The sequence below is a fragment of the Streptomyces sp. NPDC034103 genome (genome assembly GCF_055575395.1).
The window spans coordinates 683,206-705,870 of the sequence record NZ_JBVISS010000001.1 but is presented as its reverse complement, the minus strand read 5'-3'; the positions used below and the strand labels follow the sequence as shown (position 1 = coordinate 705,870).

At 68.2% G+C, this 22,665-nt stretch carries 18 protein-coding genes and 5 pseudogenes; 16 read left to right on the top strand and 7 right to left on the bottom strand.

The window, feature by feature from the left end:
- From ACZ56U_RS03075 to ACZ56U_RS03060, 4 genes are all read left to right on the top strand, one after another.
- Nucleotides 1–189 (top strand): alpha/beta fold hydrolase (locus tag ACZ56U_RS03075; protein WP_469082260.1); only part of this gene is annotated, 189 nt, incomplete at its 5' end.
- A 34-nt stretch (nucleotides 190–223) separates the two neighbouring features.
- On the top strand, nucleotides 224–697 hold the full coding sequence (locus ACZ56U_RS03070) for a Dps family protein (RefSeq protein WP_469082259.1): 474 nt from the start codon (nucleotides 224–226) through the stop codon (nucleotides 695–697).
- Nucleotides 697–1,857, top strand: a complete 1,161-nt coding sequence (locus tag ACZ56U_RS03065; protein WP_469082258.1) for a serine hydrolase domain-containing protein — start codon at nucleotides 697–699, stop codon at nucleotides 1,855–1,857. The genes ACZ56U_RS03070 and ACZ56U_RS03065 overlap by 1 nt, the downstream gene beginning before the upstream one ends.
- Before the next feature lie 681 nt (nucleotides 1,858–2,538).
- Nucleotides 2,539–3,378 carry an alpha/beta fold hydrolase gene (locus tag ACZ56U_RS03060; protein ID WP_469082257.1) on the top strand — a complete coding sequence of 280 codons (840 nt, stop codon included), beginning with the start codon at nucleotides 2,539–2,541 and terminating at the stop codon, nucleotides 3,376–3,378.
- Between the two features lie 408 nt (nucleotides 3,379–3,786).
- Here the strand turns inward: ACZ56U_RS03060 and ACZ56U_RS03055 are convergent.
- The 4 genes and pseudogenes from ACZ56U_RS03055 to ACZ56U_RS03040 form a co-directional block, all read right to left on the bottom strand.
- Nucleotides 3,787–5,930 (bottom strand): annotated as a pseudogene (locus tag ACZ56U_RS03055) (MMPL family transporter).
- Between the two features lie 5 nt (nucleotides 5,931–5,935).
- Nucleotides 5,936–6,208: a hypothetical protein gene (locus tag ACZ56U_RS03050; RefSeq protein ID WP_469082256.1), complete on the bottom strand. Its 273-nt coding sequence runs from the start codon at nucleotides 6,206–6,208 to the stop codon at nucleotides 5,936–5,938.
- A gap of 150 nt (nucleotides 6,209–6,358) precedes the next feature.
- Complete coding sequence (locus tag ACZ56U_RS03045) at nucleotides 6,359–7,042, bottom strand: response regulator (protein ID WP_469082283.1); 684 nt, start codon at nucleotides 7,040–7,042, stop codon at nucleotides 6,359–6,361.
- Between the two features lie 8 nt (nucleotides 7,043–7,050).
- Nucleotides 7,051–8,229, bottom strand: coding sequence for a sensor histidine kinase (locus ACZ56U_RS03040; protein ID WP_469082255.1), 1,179 nt, complete (start codon nucleotides 8,227–8,229; stop codon nucleotides 7,051–7,053).
- Between the two features lie 311 nt (nucleotides 8,230–8,540).
- Here ACZ56U_RS03040 and ACZ56U_RS03035 point away from each other — a divergent pair, with 311 nt between their 5' ends.
- Together ACZ56U_RS03035 and ACZ56U_RS03030 are read left to right on the top strand one after the other, a co-directional pair.
- A complete protein-coding gene (locus ACZ56U_RS03035) occupies nucleotides 8,541–8,981 on the top strand; it encodes a hypothetical protein (RefSeq protein ID WP_469082254.1) in 441 nt (146 codons plus the stop codon).
- Between the two features lie 39 nt (nucleotides 8,982–9,020).
- The gene (locus ACZ56U_RS03030; protein WP_469082253.1) at nucleotides 9,021–9,143 is read left to right on the top strand and encodes a hypothetical protein; all 123 of its coding nucleotides are present in this window, start codon (nucleotides 9,021–9,023) and stop codon (nucleotides 9,141–9,143) included.
- Between the two features lie 91 nt (nucleotides 9,144–9,234).
- Here ACZ56U_RS03030 and ACZ56U_RS03025 read toward each other — a convergent pair whose 3' ends face one another.
- Complete coding sequence (locus ACZ56U_RS03025) at nucleotides 9,235–9,741, bottom strand: hypothetical protein (protein WP_469082252.1); 507 nt, start codon at nucleotides 9,739–9,741, stop codon at nucleotides 9,235–9,237.
- 662 nt (nucleotides 9,742–10,403) lie between these two features.
- Between ACZ56U_RS03025 and ACZ56U_RS03020 the strand changes: the two genes are divergently transcribed.
- The 5 genes and pseudogenes from ACZ56U_RS03020 (at nucleotide 10,404) to ACZ56U_RS03000 (ending at nucleotide 16,364) form a co-directional block, all read left to right on the top strand.
- Nucleotides 10,404–11,006, top strand: coding sequence for a hypothetical protein (locus ACZ56U_RS03020; RefSeq protein WP_469082251.1), 603 nt, complete (start codon nucleotides 10,404–10,406; stop codon nucleotides 11,004–11,006).
- Between the two features lie 934 nt (nucleotides 11,007–11,940).
- A complete protein-coding gene (locus ACZ56U_RS03015; RefSeq protein WP_469082250.1) occupies nucleotides 11,941–12,495 on the top strand; it encodes a hypothetical protein in 555 nt (184 codons plus the stop codon).
- Nucleotides 12,496–14,378: 1,883 nt separating this feature from the next.
- Nucleotides 14,379–14,895 (top strand): annotated as a pseudogene (locus tag ACZ56U_RS03010) (ATP-binding protein); the annotation flags it as partial.
- Nucleotides 14,896–15,000: 105 nt separating this feature from the next.
- Entirely contained in the window at nucleotides 15,001–15,501 is a 501-nt protein-coding gene (locus ACZ56U_RS03005) for a hypothetical protein (RefSeq protein ID WP_469082249.1), read from the top strand.
- Nucleotides 15,502–15,791: 290 nt separating this feature from the next.
- The gene (locus ACZ56U_RS03000) at nucleotides 15,792–16,364 is read left to right on the top strand and encodes a suppressor of fused domain protein (protein ID WP_469082248.1); all 573 of its coding nucleotides are present in this window, start codon (nucleotides 15,792–15,794) and stop codon (nucleotides 16,362–16,364) included.
- A gap of 53 nt (nucleotides 16,365–16,417) precedes the next feature.
- Here the strand turns inward: ACZ56U_RS03000 and ACZ56U_RS02995 are convergent.
- Nucleotides 16,418–16,822, bottom strand: a pseudogene (locus tag ACZ56U_RS02995) (ATP-binding protein); the annotation flags it as partial.
- On the opposite strand from ACZ56U_RS02995, the gene ACZ56U_RS02990 reads away from it, so the two are divergent.
- The 5 genes and pseudogenes from ACZ56U_RS02990 to ACZ56U_RS02970 all read left to right on the top strand — a co-directional run bounded on the left by ACZ56U_RS02990 (nucleotide 16,803) and on the right by ACZ56U_RS02970 (nucleotide 21,543).
- A complete protein-coding gene (locus tag ACZ56U_RS02990) occupies nucleotides 16,803–17,240 on the top strand; it encodes a transposase (protein WP_469082247.1) in 438 nt (145 codons plus the stop codon). The pseudogene ACZ56U_RS02995 and the gene ACZ56U_RS02990 sit on opposite strands and share 20 nt — an antisense overlap.
- A gap of 21 nt (nucleotides 17,241–17,261) precedes the next feature.
- A pseudogene (locus tag ACZ56U_RS02985) lies at nucleotides 17,262–17,558 on the top strand (ISL3 family transposase); the annotation flags it as partial.
- A 244-nt stretch (nucleotides 17,559–17,802) separates the two neighbouring features.
- Entirely contained in the window at nucleotides 17,803–18,204 is a 402-nt protein-coding gene (locus ACZ56U_RS02980) for an SMI1/KNR4 family protein (RefSeq protein ID WP_469082246.1), read from the top strand.
- A 212-nt stretch (nucleotides 18,205–18,416) separates the two neighbouring features.
- Complete coding sequence (locus tag ACZ56U_RS02975) at nucleotides 18,417–19,907, top strand: pentapeptide repeat-containing protein (RefSeq protein ID WP_469082245.1); 1,491 nt, start codon at nucleotides 18,417–18,419, stop codon at nucleotides 19,905–19,907.
- A 1,126-nt stretch (nucleotides 19,908–21,033) separates the two neighbouring features.
- Complete coding sequence (locus ACZ56U_RS02970) at nucleotides 21,034–21,543, top strand: hypothetical protein (RefSeq protein WP_469082282.1); 510 nt, start codon at nucleotides 21,034–21,036, stop codon at nucleotides 21,541–21,543.
- Here ACZ56U_RS02970 and ACZ56U_RS02965 read toward each other — a convergent pair.
- Nucleotides 21,482–22,291: pseudogene (locus ACZ56U_RS02965) on the bottom strand (IS5 family transposase). The gene ACZ56U_RS02970 and the pseudogene ACZ56U_RS02965 sit on opposite strands and share 62 nt — an antisense overlap.
- Between the last annotated feature and the right edge of the window lie 374 nt (nucleotides 22,292–22,665).

The following is a 22,665-nucleotide window of genomic DNA, read 5'->3' as shown; positions in this document are numbered from 1 at the left end:
ATCGATGTGCCGTCGCTGATCCTGCACGGGACCGCCGACCGCATCCTGCCGATCGACGCCACCGCCCGCGAGTTCCACCGCCGCCTGCCCGACGCACGGTACGTCGAGATCGAGGGCGCTCCCCACGGGCTGCTGCTCACCCACGCAGCCGAGGTCAACGCCGCCCTGCTCGACTTCCTCACCGCCTGAAGGCCAGCGCCTGTCACGAAAGGACCGCACTCCTGTGCCGGTTGTGAACAACCCTCTGTCGCAGCGCGACCGCGAGACCGCGGGAGCGGTGCTGCAGGCGACCCTGACCGACCTGCTCGACCTGTCCCTGGTAGCCAAGCAGGCCCACTGGAATGTGTATGGCCCGCGCTTCCGCTCGGTCCACCTCCAGCTCGACGAGGCCGCCACCGTGGCCCGGAACCACGCCGACACGGTGGCCGAGCGCGCGGCCGCCCTGGGCGTCAGCCCGGACGGACGGGCCGGGACCATTGCGAACGCCAGTGGCGTGCCCGCCTTTCCGCCGGGCTGGACCAAGGACAGCGACGCCGTCGATGCCTTGGTGCACGCGCTCTCCGCCGTGACCGAAAGGCTGCATGAGCGCATCGTCGCGATAGGCCCGGTGGATGTCGTCACCGAGGACCTCCTCATCGGACTCACGGCCGATCTCGAGAAGCAGAGATGGATGTTCCAGGCGGAGAACCGGGTCTGATGGGGGAGAAGAACATGGGCGTCGAGGGCACAAGCACCGACCGGTTCGCGCCGGTACGGGCGGCGCTGGCGGCACACCTCGAAGCAGGCGAGGAGCTGGGGGCATCGATCGCCGTCGACGTGGACGGGGTCATGGAAGTCGATCTCTGGGGAGGCCACGCGGACGAAGCACGGACCGTTTCCTGGCACCGGGACACGTTGGTGAGCCTGTGGTCGACCACGAAGACCCTCACCAATCTCGCTGCTCTCATCCTCGTCGACCGGGGCGCGCTGGATCTGCACCGCCCGGTCGCGCACTACTGGCCCGAGTTCGCCGCCCAGGGAAAGGAGCACATCGAGGTGCGGCACGTTCTGGCCCACACCTCGGGACTCTCCGGCTGGGAGCAGCCCTTCTCCATGGAGGATCTCTATGACCAGCCCACCGCGAGTGCCCGGCTGGCCGCGCAGGCACCCTGGTGGGAGCCGGGCTCCGCGTCCGGCTACCACGTCCAGACCCAGGGGCAGTTGGTGGGAGAGCTCGTCCGGCGGGTCAGCGGCCGCAGCCTGACAGAGTTCGTTGCCACCGAGATCGCCGAGCCGGCGCAGGCAGATGTCCAGATCGGCGCGCGACGGACCGACTGGCCGCGTATCGCCGATCTGGTGGCCCCCTCGCAGCCAGGCGGTATACCCACAGGTCTTGATCCTGAAGGGATCTTCACCAGGACGCTGCTCGGAAGCCCCGCGCGCGACGAGCACGTCGACACCCCGCAGTGGCGCTCCGCCGAACTCGGAGCCGTCAACGGACACGGCACCGCACGTGGCCTGGCCCGAGCGCTCTCCGTCATCTCGCGGCGCGGCGAGGTCAACGGCCGCCGGCTTCTCTCCGAGGAGACGGTGGACAAGGTGTTCGACGTCCAGACCGACGGAGTCGACCTGTTCCTGGGCGTCCCCGTCCGCTGGGGCATCGGCTACGCGCTCGCCGATCCGAGGACGATGCCGCACATGCCCACCGGGAGAATCTGCTTCTGGGTCGGCAGGGGCGGGTCGATCGTCATGATGGACCTCGACCGGCGCGTCACGTTCTCGTACACGATGAACCGGGTGGGCGACGGGCTCCTCGGTTCGGAGCGCACGCACATCTACCTCAGGCATGTCTACGAAGCCCTGGAGGGTACCGGCTGAGGTGTAGCCGTAGGCTCCGCGCGGGGGAGCCTACGGCACACCGCCGAACGTGCCGCCAACCGCCTCAAGATCTATAGCGCGGTCGCCACACGCTGCGGGAAATGGCTCCGTATCTACCTCGACGCCGTCGTACTCGCAGCACTCATGATCTGGCGCCGCACATGGACCATGGTCCGGGAAACATTGCGCAGGAACGCGAGTGAGCGGCCGTCATCCGGTTGAAGGGGAGCTCGCTGCCTCATCCGGTTGAGGCTTCCGCGCCCACAGTGCGACGCGGCAAGCGTCACGAAGATCGAGGGCTACGTCACCAACTCGGCCATGGGCTCGATCACGTCGAAAACCGCTGCCCGTGGCACGGCGCACCGCCCTCCATGTCCGCGAACGAGCAGTCCGCCGGCGGCTGAATCGGTCCGGTCGCCCCAGGAGGACGGCGCTCCCCGCCCGGTGGAAGGGCGAGGCCGAAGCCTCAGGACCACCCTCGGGCCGCAGCCCGGCAGCCGTTTTCTGGGCTGCTGTCGGCCGCTGCCCACCAGCGCTCCGATCCGCGCTGCTCACGCGGCTCAGACGGACGCCCGTCAATCACGTACCGGCGAAACGACCCGGCCCCGTTCCTCGACGCACTCAGCTGCCTCGCCTTTTGGGCCGTCGAGCACCATTCATCGAACAAGAGGGATTTCACCCATGCGCAAGACCCACCTCGTCCGTCCGGGCAGCAGATCCGTACTGCTCGGTGTCACCGCGGCCGTCGGACTGTCCGTCGCCGCCGTCACCCTGCCCGCTACGGCAGACGCCACGCCCCACCACCCCGTACGTCCGACGATCGTGCTGGAACACGGAGCGTTCGCCGACGCCGCGAGCTGGGACGGTGTCGTCGCCCGGCTGCAGCGCGCGGGCTACCCGGTGGTGTCCGCCGCCAACCCGCTGCGTGGTCCGGCGAGCGATGCCGCTTACCTGCGCAGCGTCCTCGACCACGTCGACGGGCCCGTGGTCCTGGTCGGCCACTCTTACGGCGGCACCGTCATCAGCCAGGCCGCGGTGGGCCTCGAAGGCAAGGTGAAGGCATTGGTCTACATCGCGGCATTCCTGCCGGACGAGGGCGAGAGCTCGATCGGACTGACGGACAAGTTCCCCGGCAGCACCCTCGGCCAAGCCGTCGAGTCCGTCCACTACGTCCTGCCCGACGGTGATCAGGGCGCGGACGTCTACATCAAGCCGGAGAAGTTCCGCAGCCAGTTCGCCGCAGACGTGCCGAAGGACAAGGCCAGGCTCATGGCTGCGGGGCAACGTCCGATCGCTGCCGCTGCTCTGGAGGAGAAGTCCACCCAGGCCGCCTGGAAGACGATCCCCTCCTGGTCACTGGTGACCACGGAGGACCGCAACATCCCAGTGGCTGCCCAGCGCTTCATGTCGGCCCGCGCCCATGCCCGCACGACGACCATCGACGCGTCACACGCGGTATCCGTATCCTGCCCCGAGGCCGTCACCCGCATCGTCGAGCAGGCGGCCCGCACGGTCCGATGACCGAGGGCCCCGCCCTGTCGCTCATCGCACGTCCCCGCACAGCGGGTCTGATGCGGGTTCGGGTGACAGGTTGGCCTGCCCCACCACCGAGGTTCCGGTTCTGGTGACTGAACCTCTTCCATCCTGTGCTGGAGGGTGGAATGGGCTGGTCAGCGGGGGTGGTGACGAGACAGAGCCCCTGGTCGTTGGCGTGGTGATTCCACTCACCACGCCAATGACCGAAGGGGCCCTGAAGGCTTTCGTATGCTGCCGTCTATCAGGGGCGGCGGAGGCGGAGAGGCACTTGGACGAGCCTACGTCGCCACCTTCTGGTGGGGCGACTACATCAGTCCCTGATGTAGTCAAACGACAAGCTCAGTCCCTCCCCACCGCGTTGTGAGTCCTACCGTGAGCCCCGCCCGTCTCCGGTCACTCGTGGGTCGGCTGTTCCAGTGCCACCTTCGGCAGGTGTCGGGCCAGCGGAGCGGGCAGCCACCAGGCGCGGGGGCCGAAGAGTTGCATCACGGCCGGGACGATCAGGCAGCGGATCACCACGGCGTCGAGGAAGACGGCGACCGCGAGGCCGAGACCGGGGCTGAGTACGAAGGCGGCGAAGACCGCGATCATGATGGCCGCCGCGGCCGTGATGACCTTGCCCGTGGCTGCCAGGCCCTCGCGGACCGCGAGCGAGTGGTCGTGTGTCCCCTCCCATTCCTCATGGATGCGGGAGATGAGGAACACCTCGTAGTCCATGGAGAGGCCGAAGACGATCGCGAAGATCATCACAGGGATGAACGCCTCGACGGGTCCCGGCTGTACCCCGAACCAGCCGTGCTGGAAGACCAGGGTGATCACGCCGAGCGCGGCGGCGATCGACAGGAGGTTGAGCAGGGCGGCCTTCAGGGGGATCAGAACGGAACGGAAGACCAGCATGAGCAGCAGCGCGGACAGACCGACGACGATGGCGACGAAGAGCGGTATCCGGGCCGAGACGGAGTCGACGAAGTCCTGGGCGGCCGCGGTGGGCCCCCGACCAGGTAGTCGGCGCCGGTGCGTTCGGCGAGCCGGGGCAGGACATCGTCGCGCAGGGTGTGAACGAGGGCGGCGGTGCTCGCGTCCTGTGGTGAGGTCGTGGGGAACGTGATGACGGTGAACACGGTGCCGTCCGTGGAAGGCAGCGGTGGCGTGGCGGCGGCGATGCCCTCGGTACGGGTCAGGGTGGTCCGCAGTTGCTCGGCGGCGTCGGCATCGCCCCGGATGACCATGAGCAACGGACCGTTGAAGCCGGCGCCGAAGCCCTCGGCCAGCAGGTCGTAGGCCCTTCGGCTGGTGGACGATGCAGGGTCGTTACCCGCGTCGGCGAAGCCAAGGCGCATGCCGAGAGCCGGGGCGGACAGGGCCAGGAGGGCCATGACGGCGGCCAGCAGGGCGGGCAGCGGGCGCCGCTGCACGGCGGAGGCCAGCCGCCGCCAGCGCACGCCCTCTTCCCTGCCCTTGGCTTGCGCCTTGGCGGAGCGCGTGAGTACGTGTCGCTCGATGCGGTCGCCGAAGAGCGCGAGGAGAGCGGGCAGCAGGGTCAGCGAGGCGGCCATGGTGACCAGGACGGTCAGCGCGACGGCGACGGCCACCCCCTGGAGGGAGGCGAGGCCCAGGGCGACCAGGCCGAACAGGGCGATGATGACGGTGCACCCGGCGAAGAAAACCGTACGGCCCGCGGCGTCCAGGGCGGTTCGGGTGGCGGTCTGCCGGTCCGCGCCGCGGGTTAGTTCGTACCGGTAGCGGTAGAAGATCAGCAGCGCGTAGTCGACGCCGACGCCGAGGCCGACCAGCATCATGATCGCCGGAGTGAAGTCGGCGACGGTGAAGATGTGGGAGGCCAGCGTGATCAGGCCGATCGCGCCGCCGACCGCGAAGAGCGCGGTAACCAGCGGCAGCGCGGCAGCCACCACCGATCCGAAGAGCAGTACGAGGATGACCAGGGCGGCGAGCATGCCCGCGCCTTCGGCGCCCCCGCCGCTCTCCTCCTCGACGCCGCGCACCGCGTCCCCGCCGACCTCGACCCGCAGTCCGTCCTGGGCGGCCGACTTGGCAGGGTCGACGATCCGCGCGACGTCCTCTTCGGGGACGTCCTCGGCCTTGGCGTCCAGGATGACGGTGGCATAGCCGATGGTGCCGTCCTCGGAGACTGCGTTGGCGTCCGCGTAGGGGCTGCGGACGTCGGCGGCGCCGGGCAGGCCGCGCACCCGGTCGAGGGTCCGCACGATGGCCGGGCGATCACCGCTCAGTCCGTCCCTGTCCTGGAAGACGATCTGGACACTGCCGCCCGCCTGCGCGGAGCCATGCCGCTTCAACAGGTCGGCGGCCGCCTGGGAGTCGGTGCCGGGCAGGGTGAAGTCGTTGCGGTAGGCGCTGCCCGCGCTCCGGGCACCGACGGCGATGACCGCCACGGCGAGGATCCACAGGAGCAGAGCGCTCCAGCGGTGGCGCTGGGACCACAGGGCCAGACGCCCGAAGACACCCGCCCGGTCGGTGGTGGGACCGGTGATCGCGATCATGTCGCGTGCTGGTGACATGGCTTTCACCGGCCTCGATGGTGCGAGCGGCGGTTCTGCTCGGCGCGGCGGACGGCTATGACCGCACCGAGCACGGCGCAGATCAACGGCACGGCGACAAATGCGGCCAGCAGCACGCCGCCGGTGGCGGCCACGTCGAGGGCGCGGCCGAGTACGAAGGCGGAGAAGGCGCCCACGGTCTCGGTCACCAGGAAACCGGCGGCGCCGCCGGCGAGGAAGCCGACGAGGGCGGCCGGGGCCTTGGCGGAAGGCGGGTGGACAGGGGAGCGTGTACTCATGTCCCGCAGGGTCCGGCTGCGGCATGCCACGACGCATCGGCCTGCGGCGGACACCTGCCTACCCCGCCGGTTGCGGTCTCGGCGCCCGGCTTACACCGCTGGTGGGTTGTACGCCGCCGCGTTCCGGCTCTACCAGTGGTGGCCGACCGGCTATGCCGGTGGTGGCCGACCGTTCAGCCAGCCCGGGCGGACCATGCCGGACTCGTACGCCAGGACCACCAGTTGGGAACGGTCACGGGCGCCCACTTTGGTCATGATGCGGCTGACGTGGGTCTTGGCCGTCGCGGGGCTGAGGACGAGACGGGCGGCGATCTCGTCGTTGGCCAGGCCGGCGGCGACCAGTTCCATGACCTCCCGCTCGCGGTCGGTGAGGGTCTTGAGGCGCGGGCCGGGCTCAGGTGCCTCGACCCGTACGGCGAACTCCGCGATCAACCGGCGTGTGACGGAGGGGCTGATCAGCGCGTCGCCACGCGCCGCCACCCGCACGGCGTGCACCAGTTCCTCCGGCTCGGTGTCCTTGACCAGGAAGCCGGTGGCACCGGCGCGCAGCGCGCCGTACACGTAGTCGTCCAGGTCGAAGGTGGTCAGGATGACCACCTCGATGTCGGTGAGGCGAGGGTCCCCGGCGATCTGCCGGGTCGCCTGAAGACCGTCGACGCCCGGCATGCGGATGTCCATGAGCACCATATCTGGGCGCAGTGTGCGGCAGGAGGTCACGGCCTGTTCACCGTCGCCCGCCTCGCCGACCACCTCGAAGTCGTCCTCGTCCTCGAGTATCGAACGGAACCCGGCACGCACCAGGCGCTGGTCGTCCGCCAGAAGGATCTTGATCACGGTCTGGCTCATGAAGGGGAACGCGCTCCGTTCATCGAGGAGTTCGTGCAGGGGATTCGGCCCCGTACGGTGAATCCGCCGTGCGGCCCGGGTCCTGCGGTCAGTTCGCCGCCCAGCGCGTGGGCCCGCTCGCGCATCCCGCGGATGCCGTTGCTCGGCGTTGCGCCGTTCGCGACTGCCGGGCCCTGCCCGTTGTCGGTGACCTCGACCGTGACCTGCCGCGCCTCGCGATGGATGCGGACGGTGACGACCGTCGCGTGGGCGTGGCGGCTCACGTTGGTGAGGGACTCCTGAACGATGCGGTAGGCGGCCAGGTCCACCTCGGTGGGCAACTGCTCCCGCTCGCCGCTGAACCGCACACGGACGTCGAGTCCGGAGAGCCGTGCGGAGGCCACCAGTTCGTCGAGACGAGCCAGTCCGGCCGTCGGCGTGACGGGCGTCCTCTCGTTGACCTGCCGCAGCACCCCGAGGGTCGCCCGCAGCTCCCGCAGGGCGTCCCGGCTGGTGTCCTTGATCGCTCCCAGCGCGCCCTGCGCGCTCTGTGCGCCGTTGTCCGGGTGCTTGCGCAGACGGCGCAGGGCAGCTGCGGACTGGACGTTGATGAGCGAGAGGTGATGGCCCACGACATCATGCAGTTCACGCGCGATCCGCAACCGCTCCTCACTCGCTGCGCGCTCCTCGCTCTCCCGGGCGAGGGCCAGGCGGTTGTGCCGCACCCAGCCCAGTGCGACCACTCCGACCAGCCATCCCGTCAGCATGAACACGGCGACACCGTTCACGTCATGGTTTCCCGCGAGTGTGCCGATGCCGGTCGCGATCACGGTAAGCGCCGCCAGAGCGACGGCCGCCCGGAGGTGCCCCCGGGCGGCGACCACGTAGAGCGCGACGACGAACGCGACCATCAGAGGACCGTCGTAGACGCTGACGAGGTAGTAGGCGGCCGTGGCGGCCAGCACGAACGCGGCGACCACAACGGGACGGCGGCGGCACAGGTACAGCGCCGCGCAGGCGGCGACGATCAGTGTCCAGCCGACGACGGTCGCTGACCAGGACTCCTCCCGCTCACCGATGAGCGACCTCAGACTGCCCACCGCCACCAGCACGAAGACCCCACAGGCCAGGGCGGCATCCGCCGCACAGCCGCGCGGAGGGCGCGGCCGGAGACGTGAGACAGCACCGAGGGCCATGCCGTCAGCGTAAGCGGCCGTCACCCCGGCGCCCTCCTCCGCGTGGCGGAATCGCGCGGGCCCGCCAGCCACCACCCGACCCGCCACCAGGAGCCCTCCCCCCCCCCCGCGAACCCAGATGGCGCCAGCCAGTCACCGGCGTCCACATAGAGGTACAGGCGGCCTGCCGTGGCGCCGGCTTGCCGGTCCGCGCGGGCCGCCGCGATGCTCGAACCGGTCTGTGCGGAAGGTAAGTTCGTCTGCCGGCGTCTAACTGGCCGTTCTCTATCCGGTCGTGCGCTCGGTCTGGTTCGAACGGGGTCCTGGATCGGGTGACCACCTGGTATCAGTCGCGGAAGGACGCCGCCGCCGCTCACCTGACCCATACGGGGGATGTGGCACAACGGGCAGTAGAAGCGGTGACAACGGTCGCAATCGCCATTCAGCGGCAGGCGTACCGAGGGCATGGCGCGGTCGAGGACCGCGAGGGCTGGGGCCGCGAACTGACGACCCATCAGTCGAACCTGATCGCCCTCCTGGCGCTGGTGCGGGATGACCAGCGTGAGACCCGACGACGCGTCTTCGACCTCTTGGAAGACGTCCGGCACTGGGACGGCACGCAGGTTTGGGAGCACTACCGCATTCGCACCACGCTCTTCCTCGGCGAGATGGCGCTCTGGCTCGCGGCGCTGGCCCGTGGTTCGGAGCTGCCCGAGTACAGGGCTATCGGCCTGGTGGCCGATGAGCGGATCTTGGACTACCGCCGAGCGTAGCTGGAGGACGAGCGGGAGACGTTGGCCCATCGAGCCGAGATGTACGAACTGGACGAGCAAGAGCACGAACGGGTCCGGGAGATCGACGCCGAACTGGAGGAGATCAAGCAGAGCCTGAGCGCGCTCAGTCAGCCGGATCAGGCTCAACTAACCTCGTCATGACGCCCGTAAACGATAGCTTGCGTGTTGAAACACTGAGCGTTTTCAGAGTGGCCACCGGTCGGGTGACGGGTGAGCTGAAGCACGATAGCTGTCACAAAGGCGGGGTTGTTGTCACTGAGGCCGGCGGGCGTCTTCTTCGTCGAGAGCCCTGCGCGCCGGACTCGGCGTCGTGCCCCTCGACGAGCCTCCGTGGTCGGCGCTCCGGAAGCCGTGTGATCGCGGCGCTCACTGCCAGCCCGAGCGTGACACCGACAGCGGCGGCGAAACTCTGCGCCCAGGCATCGTCGAGGGAGCCGGGCAGGACGGCGCTGGTGAGCCGGGTGGCGCCCCACAAGACTGCTACCGCGGCCAGTGCGGCTGACCAGCGGTGTGGTACCCCGTCGCTGATGTCGTCGACGACATAGAAGAGGAGCAGCAGTGCCATGAGGAAGCTGCCGTCGAAATCATTCCAGCCGAGCGTGGTGAACCCGGCCCCGAAGGCAAGCGCGAACAGCCAGAGCCCCACCAGTCGCCGGACGGACGTGGGCGGCTGTCGCCTCGCACCATGCCAAGGCCAAAAGAACCGTGTGATGTGCTGGACGATCGCGTACTTCCGCATGACTCGCGTCCTGATCCCCCGGGGTAGCCGACTCCTGCCGGCGCTCAGTGGTAGGACGCGCAGGAGCAGGACGCGGTTGTGGTGAAGTGTCGCCGGGGGGCGGCGTCGGGTGTGGGGGCCGAGCATCCGGACACGCTGAAGTCTGTCGAGGTGTTGGAGTGGTTGGAGTGGCGGCGGGCCGACGCCAAGGGGGTGTGCCGAGGCTCAGGAGTTGTCATCAGCGAGATCGGCTGAGCTGGGGAATGGGGACGGTCGGCGCCGTTCACGACGTCCGTGCTGCCCGTGAACACGGCGGCGCGCACGCTTACCGGTGTGGCGGGGGGGTGCGTGCGGGGCAGCCCCGCACGCGGAGCCAGCGTTGAGGGTGACAGTGTATGAAGCTGCCAAGGCGGCTCACGCCCCGTACAAACTCCCGCACTGCTGGTCAGGGCGGCGAACATCGCCACATGGACAACTCGCACGACGCACTTGACCGGGCCAGCCGCCCGCGGAGACACGGTCCTGCGCCCTCGTGTCGAACGAGACTTCGCGACTGAACGCTGGCTGTTTGTCCGCCTTGTCGGCGCAGGCCGGGCTTCTACACCTACGCCCGCGTACCGGAAGGGGGACGGTTCCTGGTATGGATCAGCTAGCGCAGCCAAATGAGAGCGGACGAGGCCCGCATGCATGAGCCAGCCCCCACCGACAGCGACCTGGTGCCCGTGGAGTACCACCTCTTCCAGATTACGGACCCGGACGGGCTCGTGGCCGACGACCTGGACGTCAGCATCACCGGCCTAGTATCCGCCGATGGCGGAAACATCGAGGTGAGCACCGGGATTCACACCGGAGACGTCCACGTCACGGTCGAAGCGCACGCCCAACGACCCGACCCCGGCTCGGACTGGGAGGAGATCGCTGAGATCTCCTGCACCTCCCCGTCGGGGGAGTTGCTCGTGACGTCGTTCACGGACGAACCGGCAGAGCTGCCGTCGCTAGCCTCGCACGGCCCTGGCACGTACCGGCTGCGCGTCCACGCCCGCGGCCGGGACAGTGCCGTTGATCAGACCCTGGTGGACGGCGTCGTGGAGTCCTACCTGATCCAAAGCTGGCCCGCCGCACCCCAGGACGCTCTCCTGGTGAAGGCGGCAGACGGCTACGGGGCACAGGCACGAGCGCAGCAGGCCGACGACACCCTCGTCATCGACCACGAGGACTCACTCACCACCCAGACCGGCCGAGAACGCGACATCCTGCGTCGGGCCGTACGCGGCGACTACTCCTGACCCGCGGTCGCGTGCGTCTTTGCCCTCGACCGGCTTACGCAGTGCCGTCACCGCGACCACCAGCCCGGTCACCCCCAGGGGCAGAGCCAGCAGCCCGGCCGTATCACCCGGTTCCAGACCACCGTGCATTAGCTGCCGCACCGCATATGCCACACTCGCCACGATCGCCAGGGCACCCAGAGCCCCGAACACCTGCCACCTACGCCGCCGGCGACGCCCCCCGAGTCCTGCCACCCCCGATCATCACCATCACGAGCTCACCATGCCGCCGACTTCTCCCACTCGTGACCAGGCGGACGACCAGCCCCTCAGCCTCCGATTGACGGCCTTCCTCAAGCCATGACACGACAACCCCGCCCACAGCCGCCCCGACATCCCCGTCGTACACCCCGCCCACGACCCCGACGACAACTGTTCGCGCTGCTACCGGGCCTGACGGTGTATTCGCAGCTCGTTACCCCTGACCAGGCGTGGTCTGCAGCCCGACATTCCCCTCTGCACAACCCCACGCCCCCAACGAGACAAGAAGAAGGGAAAGGGAAGGGCGGGGACGGGTGTGGGCGTGCCTTGGGGGATCGGGGCGCCGTTCTCGTCTTGTTGCGCGGGCCTCCGCGCTCGGCGCCGGACACCGCCGACGCAGACAGCCCGAGGCACGGCCAGCACGCGCTATCACCCCGCCCGCCACTGAGCCCTCTTGCTGAGGCTCGCACGGGACACAGTTGCTCGAACTCTTCGGCCACCCAAAGACGAGCGAGTGAAGCACTACGCACCAAGTGCAGCTCGCCGGCGCCACACCCGCAGCCCAGGACGACCGGGCGCCCCAGCGAAGACGGGGTCTGATACTGGTGGGATCGCCTATTCAACTGTCGCCAGTTCCCCGTGGAACACGCCTACCGGTGACCGTGTGTGGTTGCCAGGATGGATAATCCCCCGCATGGACCAGGGACTTGCGGCGTTACTGGGTGCAACGGTAGGCGTTGTCGGCACGGTTGTGGCGTCGACGATCTCCAGTGCGTCGACTCGGCGGCAGTTGGAGGGGCAAGCCAGAGTCGAGCACTCCCAGTGGCGCAGACAACTGCGGCGCGACGCGTACAGTGCCTTCCTCGCCCCAGCCAACGAGTCTCGCAGCGCTCTGAAGATGGCTGCACGAGCGTTGGTTGGCGATGCCCCAGATTTGGCGGAAGCTGATCGGCGGCTCCAGATCGCGCAAGATCAGTTGGTGCTGGTGCAGGCAGCTTGGGCCAGCCTCGCAGTTGAGGGGCCCGAGTCAGTCGAGCATGCCGCCCACAGCGTCCACGTAGGGCTCCACTCGATGCATACGACTCTTCTCGCCTGGCGCGAATCCTCGGGTGCCCCGGATCGCAACGTCAACTTCGTGGAGCGTCACGCCGTCGAGGTGACCACGGTCTCCGAGCGCCTCGGCAGCTTCACGTCGGCGGCTCGGGGCGCCTTGGATGGCACAGACCTCCCCTCAAGCAGGCACAACTGAGGGTGCGGCGCTGACCGCGGCAGAGTACTGGCGGGATCACGTATGCCTTCTCGGTCCGGGCGACCGCGCCGGTTCTCCGGTTGCCCAACGAGTGGTCTTCAGCAGGAGGTGCTGCGCGGGTTCAGCCAGCCCCCACCGGCGTTCTGTCCGGCGACCCACGCTGGGCATGAGACCCCGGCCGTGGCCATGACGCCGGGGTCCCACGGTGCACTTCGTTGACCGTGGAGCTCAACGAGCACGAGACGGCCGGCGTCACGCTGCGGGGGGCGACGGTTCGATACAGATGCGGGTGCAACGCACCTGGCAGTCCCGGTACTCACACCCCTCGGCCAAAGGCACTCGACACACCATGAAGCACAGTGATGCGCGCACCGCACGCCGCCATGGGTCCGGCACTGCTCCAAGTGCCTGGAGAACCGTCCCCCTTGGGCTGTGCCGTGTGCCGCCCACCCGACCGGCAGCGCGGGGTCGTTGACCTGCGCCGTGCCACGGCAGCTCCGCGGTAAGGGCGGACGGGCGACCCGCTTCTGCGGTGTCCGGTTTCGTGGTACAGGCTCCTGCGGTTATCCCCGCTCGCAGTATTCGTCTCCGCGCTCGACGGTGCACCAGTCAAGGGGATCGCCGAGACCGTCTGCGTCAGCGAGTGAGATCTGCACGTATCCGGCCCCTCCGGGCACGTCCGCCTTGAGCTTGATCTCCCGGGGAACGGGCCCGTTGCACACTTGGCCCGTCCCTCCGCTGCCCAGGAGGCCGGTGTTCGCGAACGCCCATGCCCATCCGTGACGGCATCCAGTGCCGCTCAAGCCCCGGATTTGGCCCCGGACGGTGACCGACCGGTTGTGGAAGTCGACTGTGCCACGGAAGTACGTCGCGCCATATTTGAGATCGAACGAGGCCAGCTCGTCGGCAGCCGCGCTGGGCGCGCCAGCCAAGGTCAACCCCGCGGTGGCCACGAGCGTAGCTGCGATCGCAGTCGCTCTTCTCGCTGTGACTCTGATGACCGGAAGCAATTCAACCCCCCATTTGTTGCACCGTTGTTGAGAACTCTCGGCCGCCGAGCCCGGCCCACGTCCAAGCTACAGGTGTGTCGCGTAATTGCCTGGTCATGAGTGGAACGAATGCTGGTCACCGGCGCAGCCCTGGGAGGTTGGCGCCCCCGCCCGGTCCTCCGGGGCCGGGCCCTGCACCACACCAGGTGCCGCTGCCATCCCTGACGCTCACCCGGCGGGCGTGGTCGGTGCGGGTGAGGTAGTGCAGGCGGGCCAAGGCCGTCCGGCAGGGCGCCGTGGGACGCCGTGATGGCGCCGGGTTGGGCGCACAGGGACGGCCGGGTCACCCCGGCCGGGCTGATCGGTGCGCATACCGGCCGGGGCCATGCGACGGACCGGCTGGCGCCGCTGCTGCTGGTGTTGGAAGCGCGAGAGGACGGCCGGGTCCGGCACTGCGGCGGTGCGGTGGATACCAAACGCGGCCACGCGGCGGCGACGGTGGCCCGGCTGCTGGGCTGCAAGGCATCGACGGCGGAGCCGGTGCTGGAGCGCCTGGAGCTGGTGCTCCGGGTTCGCCTGCGGACGGCTACCGGGCTGGCGAACCGGTCGCGTCTGATGGTGCCGGCGGTCGACGCCGCGCACGGCCGGACCGTTGCCGACAACGTCCGGGCTTGTCCGACCACCTGCATCGGACGGGCAGGCCCGCGCTGGAGCGCCGTGAAGACCGGCTCCTGTCGGGGTCTTGGCCTCTACGCTGGTCTCTTCACCACAGCACCGGGGGGTCGGGGAGTGATGAGTGCGGGTACGGGCGCGTCTGACGGTTTGTCGGACCGGCGGTGGTTCAAGAGCGCGGGCCGCTGGAGGCGGTGTGGTGGCGCTGCGGACACCGCCATCATTGACCCTGCCGTGATCCACACCCTGGCCACCTCCGAGTGGGTGAAGAAGGCCCAGCCCCTCTGCCTGATCGGTGACTCCGGCACCGGCAAGTCGCACCCGCTGATCGCGCTGGGCACCGAGGCGGCGATGGCCGGCTTCCGGGTGAAGTACATCCTGGCAACGAAGCTCGTGAACGAACTGGTCGAGGCCGCGGACGAGAAGCAGCCGACCAAGACCATCGCCCGCTACGGGCGCGTCGATCTTTTATGCATTGACGAGCTGGGCTACATGGAGCTCGACCGGCACGGCGCCGAGTTGATGTTCCAGGTGTTGACGGAACGGGGAGGAGAACAAGGCCATCGCCATCGCCTCCAACGAGTCCTTCGGCGGCTGGACCAGGACGTTCACCGACCCCAGGCTCTGCACCGCCATCGTCGACCGGCTCACCTTCAACGGCACGATCATTGAGACCGGCACCGACTCCTACCGCCTCGCCCACACCCGGAGCAAAGCCGAACACTCAGCAGCTACCTGAGCAGGTGATGCTGTCGGGGATCATTATGTACAGCCTTTGCCCGGGGCGGCAGCGGGGCAGGGTAGAGGGTGGCGCGATCAGTGCCAGATGGAAGGGGGACTCGCCATGGCTCAGTCGCAGAAGGACAAGGCACGGCGTCGGCTCGGTGACGATCTCCGGGCCGGTGAAGAGGTCAGGCATGCCGTTCTGGCGTATCGCACCGGAGGAGCCTGGCGGGACATCGCGGCGGGCGGAGGCGCCATCGTTGGCGGTGCGGCGGGTCGTGCCATGGCCGACGCGGTCGGTGCCCTGGCGCCAGAGCGCGCATCCGCTGCGGAACTGCCCATGCCGCACCGGTATTTCGTCGTCCTGACGACCCACCGGTTGCTGATCTTCTCTCTGGGCGGGTTCTTCGTCACAGGGCCCAAGGATGTCCTCCACGCCGTGCCGCTCGACCATCTCGCATGGATAGGCGATCCGGTTCCCGCCGGGGACATCGCGCAGGTCCTCCGGATCGCCCTGGGACTGACAAGCGGCACCTTGATGCGGTGGGAGTTCCCCCGCCTGCAAATCGACCGGAGCCGGGCCCTGATCGACGAACTTCGCTCACACCTGCCCACCGGTTAGTGAGTACTCGCTGACAGATCGCGGCGCCCCGCGATGTTGCTGAAACTCAACGACACTTCCGACACCGTGGCTCTGTCGACGGCTGAGGGAGGCGTTTGTTGCTGAGCTTGGATGGCACCTGTGGAGCGGGAGGCCGGGAAATGTCATTGAGATTTGATGTCACGGAGCGGCTGACTGCGGGTGGTGACAGCTGGGGGTCTGGATTCGGTCCGGCCTTGCCAGGGCTACTGTCTGGAGATCATCGCCAACGCGAGTGGCGCGGACAGCGAGTGCCGGATGAGGAGTGCCCGATGCCTGAGCTGATAGATCACCTTGAGGGCCGGCTCGGCCGCATGGGCGGTGCCTGGCCGGCCCGTGACGGGGCTCCTGAGGGCAGTCCCCAGGTGGCGTGGTTCCGGGATGGCCAGCTCCCGCGGGTCCGGGCGTTCGCCACGATCGGGCTGTTTCGGACTCCGTTGCGAGTCCGGACGTCGGATCGTCACTGCCACCTGGAACTCCTGGCCTGCGACTACTTGAAGGACGGGCAGGAGTCCGGCCCGTTGCCGGGGGTGGTGGAATTCGTGGCCGAGCGCATGGTGCAAGGTGGCCACGCAGTGTTGCGCGGGGACGTGATCCCTCTGCCGGCTCCTCTCCCGGGCGGGAGCAAGACGGCTCTCTATGCCGCCCTGCCGGTCTACTTCGACGACGACTTCTTCTCCGTGACGATCGAGAACGGCAGCGACGTCGTAATCGTCTGGTTGGTCCCCATTACTTCAGTCGAAGTCGACTTCGTCCGGGTCCAGGGCTGGCAAGCCTTCGAGCAGGCGCTCGCGGCTCAGGACCCGGACCTGGTCGACATCAACCGGGCGGGTCTCGATCTTTGACCGCTCTCCTTGGGTCGACCTCGTTCGCATGCTGACCGGGACCGATTGCCTGCTCATCCCGTAGGCGCCTGTTCGGCGCGGGCTCGGGTGGTGGCGAGGCGGTAGGAGTCGGTCCCGGTTTCGATGATGGTGCCGTTGAACGTGAGGCGGTCGACGATGGCCGCGCAGAGCCGCGGGTCCGTGAACGTCTTCGTCCAGCCGCCGAAGGACTCGTTCGAGGCGATCGCGACACTGTTCTTCTCCTCACGTTCGGTTAGAACCTGGAAGAGAAGTTCGGCGCCGCGGCGGTCGAGTTCCATGTAACCGAGTTCGTCGATGCAGAGAAGGTCGACGCGGCCGTAGTCGGCGATGGTCTTGTTGAGCTGCTTCTCGTCGGCGGCCTCGACCAGCTCGTTCACCAGCTTCGTGGCGAGCGTGTAGCGGACCCGGTAGCCCTTCATGGCTGCCTCGGTGCCCAGGGGCTCCTACGCGGACGGAGCCCGCACCGGCGCACCACAAGCAGTGCAGGTCGCAGACCGATTCCATATCTGGCAGAACCTCGGCACCGCGATCGAGACCAGCGTCCGCCGGCACAAGGCCTCTCTCAAACCGCCCACCGGACCGGACAGCACCGCGAACATCACCACTGCCGGCCTGGCAAGCACGGCCAAGGCTCTGTCACCGATCGAAGCCCGAATCCGCGAACGCCACACCATCGTCCACACCCTCCTCGACCAGGGGCACGGCATCCGCGAGATCGCCCGGGAACTGCACATCGGAGGTAACACCGTCCGCCGCACCGCCCGCGCCGAAACCCCCGAACAGCTGCTGACCGGACGACATCAACCACGACCCAGCCAGCTCGACCCCTACAAGGCCCACCTGGACAAACGCTGATCAGAGGGCTGCACGAACGCCATCGACCTGCACGCTGAACTCCAGGGACTCGGCTACCAAGGCCATTACCAGACGATCAGCGACTACCTGCGGCCCCGCCGTCGGCAGCGCATCCGTGTCGTCGGCCCGGCACCACCAGGCGTCCGCCAGATCACCGGATGGATGATGCGTCACCCCGACCGACTCCGGGACGAAGACCGCCAACAGCTCACTGAAGTCCTCGCTCGCAGCCCCGAACTCGATGTCATGAGCCGACTCGTCCGTGGGTTCGCCGAGATTCTCACCCCCCGCTCTGGCCAGCACGTCAAGGACTGGATCGCCGCCGTCCGCGCCGAAGACCTGCCCGGCCTGCACAGCTTCGCCACCGGCCTGGAGAAGGACTGGGACGCTGTCATCCAGGGCCTGACCAGCCGAGCCCGTCGAAGGCCGCGTCAACCACATCAAGATGGTCAAGCGCCAGATGTTCGGACGGGCCAAGCTCCCGTTGCTGCGCAAGCGAGTCCTGCTTACCGCGAGGCAGCCGGGCGTCACGAGTGCGAGCTGTGCTTGATAGAACGACGTCATGAGCTCGAACGACGACCAGATAGCGCAGGCCGAGAGCCGACTCGGAGTCAGGTTCCCCGACGACTACCGGAACTTCCTGGCCACGGAAGGGAGCATGAGTCGATTCGTTCTTCCTGCGGACGACTTCCTGATGATCAATGCCATAGCAGAGCTCGTCGATGTCAATGAGGCAGGCGACATCCAAAAACGCTTCCCCGGCGGCGTCGTCATCGGCGGGGACGGTGGCCGCGAGATGCTCACCTACGACTTCCGACAGGAGCCGCCAGCTCTCGTCCTGCTCGACAACTCCGCCCAGGACTGGTCGGCCGCAATCCACCAGGCCACCTCGCTGTCTGCCTTGCTTGAACAGTTCCCCGAGCACGGGTGGAAATGGGACGACGCTGAGCCCTCGCTTCACTGACAGTCGCCTTCACGGAAGATGTGCCTGATCCGAGATGCGACGTCATTTCGACGTGCGCCCGATGTACGCGAGAACGGGAGGCAACCAGCGCTTGCTCGCTGCACGTCCCAGCGGACATGACGAGCCCTGGCCTATCATCGCCCCCGCTGTGGCCGTATTGCGCCCATGGTGTCGACCCGGGCACGGATCCGGTCGGCTGCCGTGGTCGTGGAGTGGAGCCGTACGGGGCGTGTCTGGAGCATCTGACAGATGCCGATCGCGCTGCCTATCTCGCCACTCTCACACCCGGCAGCGACGTCGACCACAGAGGCACCCGCTTCTCGCCCCAGCTCCTGGACGAGCTCTTGGGCGCGCTACGCGAATCCACTACTTCCCCGCCTCGTCTCGGTCGCGCCGAGTTCGACGGGGCGCAGTTCTCCGACTCCGCCGCGTTCGATGGGGCGCAGTTCTCCGGCATCGCCGGGTTCAACGGGGTGCAGTTCTTCGGCATCGTCGGGTTCCGCAGGGCGCAGTTCTCCGGCGAAGCCTGGTTCCGCGAGGCGCAGTTCTCCGGCAACGCCTTGTACGGCGGGGCGCAGTTCTCCCGCGACGCCTTGTTCGGCGAGGCGCAGTTCATGACGGTGTCGCGGCTGGGTCCCTTGGTCTGTCAGCGGAAGGTGAATCTGTCCGGGGCGCACTTCGGGGCACCCGTGACGGTGGAGGTGGCGGCGGGCGTCGTGTGCGTGGGGACGCGTTGGGATGCCAAGGCTGCTCTGCGGCTGCGCTACGCCGTCGTGGACCTCACAGATGCCGTCATGGACTCACCGCTGACTGTCACCAGCAAGACGGCCCCCTTCACCACCCCCCTTGGGGTGTTGCCGGAGGGCGGGCTGGTCGGCACCGCCCCGAGCGCGCCGGCGGACCCGGCGGTGCGGATGGTGTCGCTGTCCGGGGCGGACGCCGCCCATCTGGCGCTGCACAACGTGGACCTGACCGAGTGTCGGTTCTTCGGCACCCTCCACCCGGACCAGCTCCGCCTGGAAGACCAGTGCCCGCTCGCCCCCGCCCCCGCCGGACTGCGGTGGAGCAAACGGCGTACCCTGGCCGAGGAACACCACTGGCGCGCCGCCCAGCACCACCCCAACTGGACACCCGCACCGGGTGGAGCCGAGGTGCACGCCCCGGCGGCGCTCGCGCCGGTCTACCGGCAGCTGCGCAAGTCCTTTGAGGACGGCAAGAATGAACCCGACGCCGCGGACTTCTACTACGGCGAGATGACGATGCGCCGCCTCGATGCGACCCGGCCGGCGCCCGAGCGGACGCTGCTCGCCGTGTACTGGGCGCTCTCCGGCTACGGACTGCGTGCCTCCCGTGCCCTGGGCTGGCTGCTGGGCGCCATGGCCGCCACCGTCCTGGTGATGATGCTGTGGGGCCTGCCCGGATCCGATCCGAAGCCCGCGACCACCGGACGGCTCACCGGTCAGGACATCGCCCTAACCACCGACACCCCCGCGCCCGCCAACCTCACCGGCCCGCTCACCTCCCGCCTGACGTCTCAGCGGTGGGAGAAATCCGTACGGGTGGTGGTTAACTCCGTCGTCTTCCGCTCCTCCGGCCAGTACCTCACCACCACCGGCACCTACACCGAAATGGCCTCCCGGCTCACCGAACCCGTCCTCCTGGCCCTCACTGTTCTCGCCGTCCGCGGACGCATCAAACGATGACCACCCCACCTCCGAGGCATTGCGTCACCGCGCGCCGCCATCTCGCCGTTGCCCCTCGGCCCGCGAAAAGCCGCTGTGCGTCCCGAACTCATCGAGGCCGCGAGACCGCATGGTGCTTTCCAGAGCTTCTTCTGGCGACGCTCTGATCAGGGAAGACGGATCGTCTCTATCCGTACGTCGGTCATGCTGGATGACTCCGATTTCAAGATCCCCGACTGCCAGGCACTGAACACGGCGAGCGGGGCGGCACCAGCGGTGGGTGCCGCCCCGCTCGCCATTGGCGTAGCGGACTACTTGCCCACCCCGACCACGCCCCCGACCAGGAGCACTGGGACCCCGACCACGGTCGGTCACGCCCTGTCGGTGACACCACGCTGCCGGAGCCATCCTCACCGCCCTGTCCACCGGCCTGGGCAAGTCCGAAGGAGAGAGCGACCATGACGCCGGCGGCGGTCAGCGCGATGGTCATCGGACCGATGATTGCCGGGTGGCGGTAGGCGAGGTAGCCAAGGCCAGCCACGACGGCCAGGCCCACGATGACCGTGAGCGCCAGAACGAACAGAGCAAGCGTGGACACGAGTTTCCCCCTGGGGAACGAGCACGCGGCGGGCCCGCGTGCGATGGATGGCGGAGTGAGCGTGGAAGAGCTGACGTCAGTGCCGGATGAGCGGAATCAGCGTCCGGCGGTCGAAGGTCACGGACAGCGGGGATAGCCCCGCAACCCCGACTTGACCTGCACCTTCAGCGCTGGCGTTCCCTCGGCGTACGGTCACGCGTGGGGTACGTCCAAGTGGCAGTGCGGCGTTGACTCTGGCCAACGGGCAGACGGCATTCAAGATTTCGAGAGGTTCCGGTAGCGGAACCTTTGCGCTTCGCCCGCCGGACGAGTGGCGCGAGCGTGAAGCCCTTCTACAGATATGTGCTCAGCGAGCGCGGTGAGCGTTCGGCCGCCATAGTCACGGACAGCGAGATTAGCCTCGCAACCCCGGCTTGACCTGCACTTTAGAGGTCGTTCTCTTTCCGAACCTCGTGTGCGGATTCGGCTGGTCAAGTATGGGATTGCGACTGGCAAGGAAGCCTCGACTCGTTGCTGATCGAGTTGCCGTGGGGGTGTCGGATGCCGTCGATGCGGGCGGTTCTGGAAGCGCGACGGAAGGCCGCAGCCGTGCGAGTGGAGGAGCTTGAAGCCGAACTCGAGCGGGTGCGGGAGGACTTGGCGGACGCCGAAGAAGTCTTCAGGCGCCGGGCGATCGGTCTCGAGCAGTATTTGGAGGCGCTGGCCGAAGAGGAAGCACCTGCCGATACGGCCGTCGGTCCGTCGCGGAGGAAGCAGGTAGGACCGCGCCGTGCGGTGCAGCATCGGGAGAACGTGGCCGGACTCGAGGATCTTTCGGTGGACTATCAGGCGGTGATGGCCGCCGCTGCGGAGGCCGGAGCCGACGGGTTGGGTGCCCGGCGGGCGGCAGTGGTGCTGGGCTGGGACAGTGCGTCCGCCTCCCGCGTCGAGGGCGCGAGGGCTCGCCTGAAGCGGCTGGTGGAACGGGTCTGGCTGATCGAGGAGAAGCCTGGCAGGTTCACGCTGCCCGAGCGGGAACAGCCCGATGATGGTGCCGGGCGGCCAGGCGGCGGTTCATGAGGGCGATCATCGACCAGCGGATGACGGCTTCGCTGGTGTCGGTGCGTCGTTCGTAGTCCCGGACCAGGCGCCGGCTGCGCAGGAGCCAGGCGAAGGACCGTTCCACGACCCAGCGGCGGGGCAGTGGCTGGAAGCCGCGAACGTCGTCCGGGCGGCGGACGATGTCGAGGACGATTCCCAGGTGCTGGGCGGTTCAGTCGGTGAGGTGGCCGGTGTAGCCGCCGTCGGCCCAGACCCGTGCCAGGTGCCGGAAGTCCTTCTTTGCCGCGGGCAGAAGGGTCCGGGCGGCGTCCCGGTCGGTCGTGGATGCAGGGGTGACCTGCACGTCCAGGAGGAGTCCGAGGGTGTCGGTGAGCAGGTGCCGCTTGCGGCCGTTGATCTTCTTGCCTGCGTCGAAGCCGCGTGAGGCGTGGGCGACGGTGGCGTCCGCCTTCACCGACTGCGAGTCCACGACCCCCGCGCTCGGCTCGGTGCTGCGGCCCTCGCCGGTGCGGACGGCTTCCCGCAGCCGTTCGTGCAACTCGGTCACGAGGCCGGCGTCCCGCCAGCGGGTGAAGAAGGCATAGACGCGCGGCCAGGGTGGGAAGTCCGCGGGCATCGCCCGCCACTTGATGCCGTTGTCGACGAGATGGCGCACCGCGTCGATCATTTGCCGGTGGCAGTAGCCCTCCGGACGCCCGCCGCGGCCCGAAAGCCGGCCTGGAGCCGGTAGCAGGTCCCTCACCACGGCCCACTCGGCATCGCTCATGTCCGAGCCGTATCGAGGCCGGCGCTGCGGCCACTCGACGGCGTTCCCGAACCTGTGGGCGAGGCAGTCACACCCACGAGTGGACGAACTGGACTCGGTGACTATGACCACGCGAAACTTCGACAACAGGGCCTCTTGGTTCTCGCTGGACTCGACATCCGCGAGCTACCAAGAGGCCCTTCCTTCATGCACCCGCCCCGGACAACTCACCCGAACCAGGACCGCGTTCGAACCTGTCCGACCACACGAGCGGATAGAGAACAGGCAGTTAAGCGTTGGCATGTCACACGTACGTCCACACTGCTGCTTGGACTCCAGGCCCTTGATGAGCAGTCCTCCGCTATGGCTGTCGCGGAGAAACAGGTGTCGGCGGG